Source organism: Pseudomonas sp. DR208, assembly GCF_019823005.1.
Lineage (GTDB): Bacteria > Pseudomonadota > Gammaproteobacteria > Pseudomonadales > Pseudomonadaceae > Aquipseudomonas > Aquipseudomonas extremorientalis.
Genome location: NZ_CP081944.1, coordinates 4,010,310 through 4,021,222, shown reverse-complemented (window position 1 = coordinate 4,021,222; position 10,913 = coordinate 4,010,310). Strand labels below are relative to the sequence as shown.

Sequence of the window (10,913 nt, the reverse complement as noted above, 5' to 3'; positions counted from 1 at the left end):
GGGGACTCGCCACAGGGGAGGGCGGGGCACAAAAAAGCCCGATGAAAGCAGCGCTTCCATCGGGCTTTTGGTTGATCGCCGCCAGGGCGATCAAGGCATCACATCAGAAGTCCCAGCGGGTGCTGAACATCACGTTGCGCGGCTCGCCATAAGCGGCCGAGTTATAGAAGCCCACGTTGGTGTAGTAGGACTTGTCGAAGATGTTGTTGAAGTTGACAGTCGCCGAGAGGTTCTTGGTGACCTGATAGCGGGTCATCAAGTCCACCAGCCAATAGGACTCCTGGGTGATGTCCTGGTTGGTGTTGAGCGGCGAGTTGTAGATTTCATTCCAACCCTTGCTCTGCCAGCGCAGGCCGCCACCGATGGTGAACTTGTCGAGGTCGCCCTTGAGTTTGTAAGTGGTGTTCAGGTTGACCTGGTGCTCAGGTTCGAAGGTGGAGATCTTCTTGTCGTCTGCGTCCCGCACGATCTTGTGGGTGTAACCGCCTTGTACTTGCCAGCCGGGCGCCAGCTCACCTGAGATTTCTGCTTCGTAACCCTTGGTGACGGCCTTGGAGCTCTTGAACGCATAGTTTTGCGGGGAAGGAGTCTGGTTGTTATAGGCATCGTCCGGGATGGCACGGTTGTCTTCATGCACTTCGAAGTAGGCAATGCTGGTGTTCAAGCGACCGTCGAGAAACTCGCCCTTCAGGCCCAGCTCGTAGTTTTGGCCTTCGTCTGGTTCCAGCAACGTCTGGTTGCGGTCTTTGTACGTGCTTTCCTGGGGTTGGAAGATATCGGTGTAGCTGGTGTACACCGAGAGATTGTCGTTCAGGTCGTAGATCACGCCGGCATACGGCACGAACCGGCCGGTTTCCTTGTAGGAAGGGTTGATACCGGTGACGTGGTAGTTGGCGACGCGCCCACCGAGGATCACGTGCAGGTCATCCATCACGTTCAAGCGTGTGGTCACGTAGTAGCCGGTCTGGCGGATGGTATCGTCGATGTATTGCTGGACAGGGCCGTAGATCGGCTTGGCAATGTGGCCATTCCAGTTATAGAAATCGACTTTGTTGCCGCCTGGCCATTCCGGCGACCAGTACCCCTTGCCTTGCCAGCGCGACGTGCCGATCGAGCCGCCCACCACCAGTTCATGTTCGCGGCCAAACAGGCTGAAAGGCCCGGTGGCGTAGAGGTCGGCGGAGGTGCTTTTGGTTTCGCCGGTGTATTTCTGACCGTTGACCTCGGCGGTGCCATCGGCTGCCGGCTGGACAAACTGGATCGAACCGAGGTCGGCATGGTAGCTGTTGATCTTGTGGTCGAGCTGGAATTTGGTGACCCAGCCGTCACCCATATCATGCTCAAGCATGGCAAAGGCGGTGCGGGTGTTCTGTTCCCAGGAGCTCCAGGTGGCGCCGTTGTTGTAGGAGCGTGGCATCTTGTTGATGCTGCCGTTGGAGTTGACCAACGGGAACGAACCGGACCAGCTGGAGCCTTTCGGAATATTGTCCTGATAGTCGAAGCCGACGGTCAACATGGTGTCGGGGGACAGGTCGAACTCGGTAATGCCGTAGTAGGTTTCGGTCTTGCGCGAGTAGTGGTCCATGAAGGATTTTTTGTCCTGGTACGCCGCCACTGCACGGCCCCGGACATTACCGCTGTCGGTCAACGGGCCGCTCACATCCACTTCGCTGCGATAGTTGTCCCAGGAGCCGGCGCCCAGTTGCACATGGCCCTTGAACTCCGACGTCGGCTTCTTGCGGATCAAGTTGATGGTTGCGCCCAGGGAGCCGGCGCCGTTGAGCAGGCCGGTGGCACCCTTGAGCACTTCGACGCGGTCATAGATCGCCATGTCGCTGAGGGTATTCCCGGCCGAGTAGCCGACGTTGCGCACGGTGGACGGAATACCGTCGTACTGGAAACTGTTGACCGAGAACCCCCGCGAGTAATAGTTGGTACGGTCGGTGTCATAGGCCGATACGGTGATGCCAGGCGTGTGGCGCATCACGTCATCGACGTTGTTGAGGCCGAAGTCCTCGATATGTTGGCGGGTAATCACCGTGATCGACTGCGGGGTTTCCCGCGGGGTCAGGGTCAGCCGCGTGGCCGTGGCAATGGTGCCCGGCGTGTAGGAGCCGGAGCCCTCGGTGATGTTGCCCAGCACGTTGCCGGTCACTTGGGTCGGACTCAACTCCAGCCCGGCGGACGCGCCGGCGGCGGTAACGGTCAGCGCGTTGCCACTGAGGCTGTGAGTGGTCGAAGTGCCTGCCAGCAAGGTGTTGATCGCCTGCTGCGGATCCAGTTTACCTTTGATCGCCGTGCTGTTTTTTCCCGCCACGTCGGTCGGGCTGTACAGCACCTGCAGGTTGGCCTGGCGGCCGAATTCCTGCAGTGCACTCCCCAGTGCCTGTGCTGGAATATCCAACTCGATCTCCTGTGCCTGCACATAGCCGGCAACCGGCAGCGATACCGCTAGGGTAAGCGCGCTCGGCAGAAGGTTGATGTTCAGGGCCCTGGTTAGCGCTTTGCTCAGTGGGCTGAGACCGAGTCGTGCTGACATGGATGGTTTCTCTTCTATGTTTTAAGTGGGCAAATTCTGATGTTTATTGAGGTTAGTTCTCATTACCACTAGTGAGACGTTCCTACCTCGGAAAACCGGAAAAGAAAATTTCATGCAGGCTCCATTTCATGCACTACCTGGCCGGCGCGCAGCCGTACCAGTTGATCGGCGATGTGGAAATAGCGGTCGTCATGGCTGATCACGATGATGGTTTTGCCCAGGCGCTTGAGGTCCGGCAGCAGCTCGGTATAGAAAATCCGGCGGAAGGCCGGGTCCTGGTCGGCGGCCCATTCGTCGAACACCAGCACCGGGCGTTCTTCCAGCCAGGCGTTGACCAGTGCCAGGCGCTTGCGCTGGCCGGTGGACAGGTCGGTGGTGCTGAACACACCGTCCTTGACGCTGACCTTGTGCGCGATCTCCAGGCGTTCCAGGTATTTAGTGGCGCTGTCCAGTGACTGGGTGGCGCTGCCCTGGACCAGGTCGTCGAACAGGTAGTAGTCGGCGAATACCGTGGTGAACAATTGGCGATAGTCATCGCGCTCGGGGTCGGTCACGGCCTCGCCGTTGAGCAGGATTTCGCCGGACTGCGGCGGGTAGAGCCCCAGCAGCAATTTGATCAGCGTGGTCTTGCCACTGCCGTTTTCGCCGACGATAAATACGATGTCGCCTTGGGCAATGCTCAGGTTGATCAGCCCCAGGTGAAACGGCTCGCTGCCTTCCACGGCCGGAGGGCTGTAGCTTACGTTTCGCAGCTCAAGGCTGTTGACGATCGGTGTCGGCGCCTCGCTGTCATCCATCAGCAGGTGCGGTTCAGGAGAGGAGAAGCGCTCCGACAACTCGCTGATACGCCCGAAGGCAATCTTCGCCTTGCCCACCACGGGCAGGTAACCCAGCAGGTGTTCCAGCGGGCCTTTCATGTACAACAGCACCAGCACGAAGCCGGTAATCACGGTCGGGTCCGGGTTCGGGTTATAGGCCTGCATCGCCAGGGCCAAGCCGATGACCACGAAGAACAGCATTGAGCCGAAGGTCTTGGCGAGGATGTAGATGTTGACCGAACGCACCTGAATATCGCTGATGCGGTCCGCCGTTTCCTGGATACGGTGGGTGTTCATGCGAAAGCGCCGTGGCCGATGCATGCGCAGTTCCTTGGCGCCGGACGCGATGGCGTTGTAATAACGCTGCAATTCGTCTTCATGGCTGCGTGCAAGGTCGAAGCCTTGGATACCTTTGCCGCCGGCGATGAACTGCACGGCGCTGCCAATCACGATGGCGACGACCATCATCAGGAACATCGGCACCGACAGGTACGCCAGGTAGCCCAGGCAGCCCAGCGTCACCGTGGCGGCAATGGCCAAGGGCGTGAACGCGAAGGAGAAGTCGCTGATGGTGTCGACATCGTGGGTAAGCACCGGGATCAGTCGGTGGGAGCGGTAGCGCTCGATTTGCCCGATGGGCGCCGACAGCACCTTTTCACCCAGCTCTTTGCGCAGGGCGGCAATGATCCGTTGGCCGACGTAGTTGGTGCCGATGTCGGAAATGATCGAGCTGACCAGCGCCAGCACGCACAAGGCTGCAAAAGTCAGGATCACGCCCTGGGTCATGCCTTGTGGCGAGTGCAGGGCATTATTGATCGTCGCCAGCAACAACGTGATGGCCAGGCCGCCGGCCATGCCCAGGGCGACGGAGACGGTCACGATGGTGCGAAAGGGCCTGAGCAATGCGAGCAAACCTTTGAAGGCGCCGCGCTTGGGGTCGGTCATAAATACTTCCCGGAAAATGAAAAAGAGGGGGCTGGGCACACAGACCCTTACCCATGACAAACGAAGGATTGGCGCGACTATTTAGCGCGGCGTGCCCGGCGGTGGCGTTGATGGATAAATCAGGCGGGGGCTGGTTCGTTCTTGTGGAGTAGCCGCACGCGTTTTGGCGCGTGCCTGATTTATCCAGCGAGAGCGAAACAATGACGAAAAGGAATCTGGTGTACGTGTGGTCACTGCGCAATGCCGCCGCCGACAAGGCCGGGCAGCCAGTGGCCTACAAGGACCACGAACGCTACATGATGTCAGTGCTGGAATCCCTCGTAGGGGCACTGAATGACACGCCCCTGGGCGAGGCTTACCATCTGGTGGGCGTGGTGTACGACGATGACGAGCAGAACCCGCGTGACCAGCAACTGGTCCGCGACTACGGCTTTGCCTACCAGCCGGGCCGCCAATGGCTGTACCCGGCCGACCTGCGCGTGCAGGGGCGGCTGGTCAATGACCTGCTGCTGAGTGTGCCGTCCACCTACCGGCGCTTGCCACGGGGCAGCGCAGAACACATTGCCGGCAAGCAGGACTTCGAGCGCCGCCTGCACGACACGCTGGTGGAATTGAACGCGGACATCGTGGTGCTCGACGGCCTGCTGGTGATCCTCGATGAACTGGTACGTCCGGGTGCGCCGTTTGCGCGCCGCATCATGAACATCCACCCCGGCATTACCCGCCTCGAATCGCCGTACGAGCGCCGTGGTGCCTATGCCACCTGGAACGCGCTGTACGGTGCGCGCGGGCTGACAGTCACGGATTGGGCGACCAAGGCCACCACGCCCTCCGAGCCGCTGTACCTCACCGGCGCGTCGTTCCACTACGTGGACAACGGCATCGACTCTGGCGAAGTGTTCCACGACGTGCTCAAGACCGAGATCGCGCCGGACGACACCATCCTTGAGCTGCGCTGGAACAACTTCAATAACAGCCTGTTCCCGGCGTTGCATGAAGGGTTGGCGTTGTTGGCGCAGAAGGCAACCTAAAGCAGGCACGGTAAAAAATGTGGGAGGGGGCAAGCCCCCTCCCACAAATGAATTTCCAGTGCGGTTAGAGGTCGCGCACCACGCGAAACCCAATCCAATCCCCCCGCGTCTGCGGGTAGATGGTGTTGCGGTTGCCCGAGCGCGAGAACACCGGCGCCTCGCCCCAGTCATTGCCGCGAATCATGTAGCCCTCGCAGTTCGGCTCCATCCACACACTGCCGTCGGTGGGCGCGCCGATGTAGTTGGGGTGTTCGCAGTCGGCCACGCGCTCGTAGACATTGCCATGCATGTCGTACATGCCGAAGGCATTCGGCGGGTAGCTGCCCACCGGCGACGAATAGCTGTAGCCATCGGCCGGGCCATAGGTGTTGGCGTGCTTGGCGATGCTGTAGCCCTTGCCCTCATCGAACGGGAAGGGGAACGGCCCGGTGGAGCCGGCGCGTGCGGCGTATTCGCGTTGGGCTTCGCTGACCATGTGGTACTGCTGGCCGGTTTTCTTCGACAGCCAGGCCACGTACTGCTTGATGTCGTCCATGTCCATGCACACTGCCGGCTGGCGCGGGCCCTGGGGGTAGCGCGGCTTGCTGGCGATGCATTCGCGGCCGGGGCGGGTGTCGCCGTCGGCGATCTTCACGCCGGTCTGGCGGATGTAGCTGTCCCATTCACCGGCGGTGATATGAAAGCGGCTCATGGCGAACGGCTTGGCGAAAGTCACTTCGTGCATCGGGCCTTCATCCGGCTCACGGCCGACTTCGTCCTCGGGGGTGCCCATGGTGAAGGTGCCGGCGGGCAGCACCACCATCTCCGGGCAGTCCTTGCAGTCCTTGAACACTTTGCCAGGTTGCGGCGTGGCGGCGTGGGCCAGGTTGGGCAGCAAGGCGCCGCACAGGGCGGTAAGTGCCAATGCCGTGAGGGGTTTGTTCATGGGGGCCTCTCATTCAAAGTGGAAAAGCGGTGCGTTACACCCGTTGGCCCAGCAGCGTCATGAAGCGCTGGATCTCATCGGAGGAATTAAGCAGGCCGGGCGAGGTGCGGATCACCGGGCCGACATCACGGTCCACCGCGTCGATCACCACGCGGTTTTTCATCATGTAGTCGGCCACGGCTTCGCTGTCCTGGCCCTTGACCCGGAAGAAGGTGAAGCCGGCCGATAGCTCGGGACTGCGTGGGGTGACCAGTTCGATCTGCGGATGCGCCAGCAGGTGGTCTTTCAGTTCGGTATTCAGGGCGTGGATGCGTGCCTGCACCTGCGCCTTGCCCAGTTGCAGATGCAGCTTGAAGGCCTCATCCGCCGCCCAGCGATGTTCGAAGGCGTGAAAGCCGCCCGGGGTCATGGTGGTGGCGAAGTTCTGGTCTTCGGAGAAGGTCGGCACCATCGGGGTCACATACTTGTTTTGTGGGTCGCGGGCGCACACCAGCCCGGTGCCCCGGGGGCCGAACATCCACTTGTGGGTGCCGGCGATGAAAAAGTCGCAGTGCATGTCCGGGAAGTCGAGGTTCTCCACGCCGAAGCCGTGCACACCGTCTACCACATAGAGGATGCGGTCCCTGTCGTCGCGATTGCGGTTGTGGTCTTCCACCAGCTTGCCGATCTCGCCGATGGGCAGCTTCACGCCGCTGCCGGACTGCACCCAGGTCATGCCAAGTACGCGGGTGTTGGGGCGGATATTGCGCTGGATATTGCCCAGCACCTCGTCGACGGACACGCGATTGGCGTGTTCAAACAAGCGAATCTTGCGGACCCGGGTCTGCTCCTTGCGCACCCGGAAGTCCAGGCTGAACTCGGTGGCGTAGTGTTCGTGGACGGTAGTGAGGATCTCCTGGTCGGGTCGCACCTTGATTCCGCCATAAATCATCGCCAGCCCCTCGGAGGTGCTGCCGGTGAGGGCGATCTGCGCCGGCGTGGCCTTCAGGTAGCGGCCGGCCCACTCGCGCACCTGGCCTTCACGCTTCCAGGTTTCCTGCAAACCCCAGTCCATGGCCAGGCCCGGGTTGCGGTCGATCTGCGCGCGGTAGCGCTCGATGGCTTCTCGCACCGGCTTGGGGTGCGTGGCCACCAGGAAGTTGGAAAAGTGCAGGTAGTCCGGGTCCTGGTTGAACAGTTGCTTGAAACCCGTCCATGGGTCATTCGATGCAGGGGCGGCGATGGCCTGGGGCAACAGGGCGGTGCCCAGTGGCAGGCTGGCGGCAAATACCCCGGCCTGCTTGAGGAACGTACGGCGGTCGGTCATGGACTGGCTTCTGGATGATTAACGGTTGGCCAACGGCTTGGCGGCTTTTTGTACCTGGTCCCACACTCGCAGGAAGTTGCCGCCCCACAGCTTGGCGATATCGGCTTCGGAGTAGCCGCGCTGGATCAGTTCGGCGGTGACGTTGCGGATTTCACCGACGTTGTTCCAGCCCTGCACGCCGCCGCCATCGTTGAAGTCCGAGGCGAGGCCGACATGGTCGATGCCGATCTTGCGCACGGTGTAGTCAATGGCGTCGCCCAGGTCCTTGAGGGTGGCCTTGGGTTCTTCATCGAGGATGCCGTACAGCGCGCTGGCGTATTCGCCGAACTTGTGTTCCGGCCACGCGGCGATGATCGCGTCGCCTGGCATCAACGCCACGGCCAGGTTGGGCAGGGGCGGCAGGTCGAAGCGCGCACGCAGGGCGTTGAGCTTGTCCTGGGTCGGCTGGCTCAACGGGCGCAGGTAGGCGGAGAAGCCCACGATCTGCACCACGCCGCCACTCTGCTTGATCAGTTGCAGCTCTTTGTCGCTCAGGTTACGCGGGATATCCACCGACGCGCGCGGCGCCGAGTGGGACGCCACCATCGGCGTGCGGCTCAATTGCGCGACCTGTTCCAGGGCCTTGGTCGACATCTGCGACACGTCGATGATCACTCCCAGGTCATTGAGGCGGTGCACCGCTTGCTTGCCGATGTCCGACAAACCGTCGAGGGCGTCGGTGGAGTCATTGAAAAACGGCAGCGGGCGCGACGAGTCCGACCAGGCGTTGTTGCCCACATAGCTGAAGCCGAACATGCGCATGCCGCGCGCCGCCCACAGGTCCAGCAGGTTCAGGTCGTTGCCCAGCGGGTAGGCGTTGAGCATGCTGATAAAGATCGCGAACTTGCCTTCGCCATGCAGACGCCGGAAATCATCCGGGGTGTAGGCGATGGCGACCTGGTTGGGGTAGTCGCGCACCATGCCGCTGATGATCTTGTAGCGCACTTCCTGTTCGTTGCGGGCGGCTTCGACAAAACCATCGGTGGGCTTGTGCGGGGCGTTGGGGCCGTTCCAGATTTCCGGCCAGCCGAAAATCGTCAGTGCCGCACCGGACAGGCGCCCGCGTGCCGCCTTGGCCAGGTCGAACTGGCCGCTGCCGTCCTTGTCCGCCTCGTTGCCGGCGGTGCCGAAATCGATGGGCACGGTGATATGGCTGTCGAACGACAGCAACCGGTCCTGCATTTCATTGGCCTGCTTGATCACCGCCAGCGGGTAACCGGCATTGCCCTTGAACCAGTGATCCCAGACCAGGAAGCCGGCTCCGGCGCCGATGGCCAGTGCCAGCGGCAAGCCGATATACAGCGCCTTTTTCGAACGTGGTTTTGTCATTGCCATCTCAGTCAGTTGAGGCCTTCGCTATCAGGGAAGAACGAGTGATAGGTGGGGAAATTTAGGCGGGCAGGGCGCGCCGGTAAATTTCCCTGGCGTGCAAACGTTCTAGCTCTGATAAAGCCGTTTCCTAAGGTAGACAATGACCATCTCTCGACGTGGGTTCATCGCAGGCCTGGCGCTGACCGGCGCCGCTGTGCCGGCCGCCTTCTATGCCCATCGCGAGTTGACGCGCGAAGAAGAATTCCCCATCACTCCCGGCGAAGCCACGGTGGACCTGGCCGACACCGCCGGCCAGCACCTGGCGAACACATTGCGTGGGGTGTGGAGCCTGCGCCTGGAGGGCCGCGACGCCGGCCTCAAGGGCCTGCCGTTGGAAGGTCTGGAGCTGCTGCTCGACATCGCCCCGCGTGGACGTGGCTTGCGCGGTTACCTGGACACCGCCGCCCACCTGCGCGCCGAGGTCGAGCCGCGTTACCGCGTGCTGGGTGATCTGCTGACAGGCGAGAGCGCCGTGCTCTACTGGCGCCTGATCGACCGCGACTCGATTGACGGCGCCCCCGCCTATGAATTCAAGATGACCCTTGACGAGGTCTGGGCGGATTTTGCCAATGCCGGCAGCAGCACACTCAGCGGGCAGATCCTTGACCTTGATCGGCCATTGGCGCTGGTCGAGCGCGATAACCGCTTCATCGCCCGCAAACAGTGGTTCCCCGAGGCGCGGCAACGCATCGGCCTCAACCCGACCCTGCTGGCCTGGCTGATTTCCCCCGAACACCGTCTGTTCCACCAACTGTGGCACGCTACCCGTGACCAGTGGCACAAACTCTCCGAAGAAAAGCGCGACGCCCTGCGCGGCATCGGCTGGCAACCCGGGCCACGGGGCCAGGAACGCGACGCCCGGGGCAAGCGCAAGGATCGCAACGGCTCGGGCATCGATTTCTTCTTCATGCACCGCCACATGCTCGGCACCGCGCGCTCCATGCAGGACCTGCCCTCATGGTCGCAATTCCCCGAGCCGCAACCGGCCCTGGAGCATGATCGCCTGGGCTTTCTGCGCTACTTCGACAACCACGACGGCTTTGCGCTGCCGCCGACCTGGTCGGCGCCGGACGACAGCGACTACACCCAGTGGGTCAGCGACATCAAGAGCGCTGAGACCTACCACAGCAACTTCCAGGTGTGGGAGTCGCAGTACCGCGACCCACGCTACCTGGCCAGATTCACCCTGGGGCAGCTCGGTTCCGAAATGGAGCTGGGCCTGCACGACTGGCTGCACATGCGCTGGGCCTCGGTGCCCCGCGACCCGTCCAACGGTGCACCGGTGCCCATGGCCCGTGACCCCTCCGACTTTGCTGCGCGCTGGTACGCGGCGGAAAACGATTTCCTCGGCGATCCGTTTTCCTCCCACGTCAACCCGGTGTTCTGGCGCTTCCACGGCTGGATCGACGACCGCATCGAAGACTGGTTTCGCGCCCATGAGCGCTTCAATCCGGGGGAAGTCCGCCGCATGGAGGTCAACGGCGTAGCCTGGTTCGCGCCGGGCCGCTGGGTGGAAGTCGGCGATCCCTGGCTGGGGCCGGATACCCATGGCTGCAGCACCACGCCTGGGTTGCAGATGGGCCGGTCGATGGAGATGGACCCGGAGACCATGAAGCTCGCGTTGCGCATCACTTTCGGTGAAGACGAGAACATGCTGCAGGGGCTGTTCAAGCGGGTGCCGAGACGACCGTGGTATGCCCGTCACCTGAAACTTGCCTGAACCTGTAGTGAGCAGGCTTGCTGTGGTGAATGGGGCTGTTGTGGTGAGCAGGCTTGCCCTGCGTTGGGGCGCGAAGCGGCCCTAATCCGGCCACCTCGTTTTACCTGAAAGAACCAGCGGCTTTGATGGGGCCGCTTCGCAGCCCAACGCAGGGCAAGCCTGCTCGCCACAGCAAGCTAAATTGAACCAACCCCGTCCCGCCTTGTCCCCGCTTCCCAT

At 61.9% G+C, this 10,913-nt stretch carries 7 protein-coding genes; 2 read left to right on the top strand and 5 right to left on the bottom strand.

The window, feature by feature from the left end; all coding sequences use genetic code 11:
- Positions 1–103 precede the first annotated feature (103 nt).
- Entirely contained in the window at positions 104–2,539 is a 2,436-nt protein-coding gene (locus K5K89_RS18140; RefSeq protein ID WP_222539956.1) for a TonB-dependent siderophore receptor, read from the bottom strand.
- A gap of 110 nt (positions 2,540–2,649) precedes the next feature.
- Positions 2,650–4,302, bottom strand: coding sequence for a cyclic peptide export ABC transporter (locus K5K89_RS18135; protein ID WP_092245732.1), 1,653 nt, complete (start codon positions 4,300–4,302; stop codon positions 2,650–2,652).
- Positions 4,303–4,502: 200 nt separating this feature from the next.
- Between K5K89_RS18135 and K5K89_RS18130 the strand changes: the two genes are divergently transcribed.
- Positions 4,503–5,333, top strand: coding sequence for a N(5)-hydroxyornithine transformylase PvdF (locus tag K5K89_RS18130; RefSeq protein ID WP_071490807.1), 831 nt, complete (start codon positions 4,503–4,505; stop codon positions 5,331–5,333).
- Positions 5,334–5,397: 64 nt separating this feature from the next.
- Here the strand turns inward: K5K89_RS18130 and K5K89_RS18125 are convergent, their stop codons facing one another.
- From K5K89_RS18125 to pvdM, 3 genes are read right to left on the bottom strand one after another with little or no spacing between them, the layout of a single operon-like run.
- Positions 5,398–6,258, bottom strand: coding sequence for a formylglycine-generating enzyme family protein (locus K5K89_RS18125; RefSeq protein ID WP_071490808.1), 861 nt, complete (start codon positions 6,256–6,258; stop codon positions 5,398–5,400).
- Positions 6,259–6,292: 34 nt separating this feature from the next.
- Entirely contained in the window at positions 6,293–7,564 is a 1,272-nt protein-coding gene (locus K5K89_RS18120; RefSeq protein ID WP_222539955.1) for an aminotransferase class V-fold PLP-dependent enzyme, read from the bottom strand.
- Positions 7,565–7,582: 18 nt separating this feature from the next.
- Positions 7,583–8,932, bottom strand: coding sequence for a pyoverdine-tailoring dipeptidase-like protein PvdM (gene pvdM, locus K5K89_RS18115; RefSeq protein ID WP_071490810.1), 1,350 nt, complete (start codon positions 8,930–8,932; stop codon positions 7,583–7,585).
- Between the two features lie 142 nt (positions 8,933–9,074).
- Here pvdM and K5K89_RS18110 point away from each other — a divergent pair, with 142 nt between their 5' ends.
- Positions 9,075–10,694: a PvdJ/PvdD/PvdP-like protein gene (locus K5K89_RS18110; protein WP_222539954.1), complete on the top strand. Its 1,620-nt coding sequence runs from the start codon at positions 9,075–9,077 to the stop codon at positions 10,692–10,694.
- Positions 10,695–10,913: the final 219 nt, after the last annotated feature.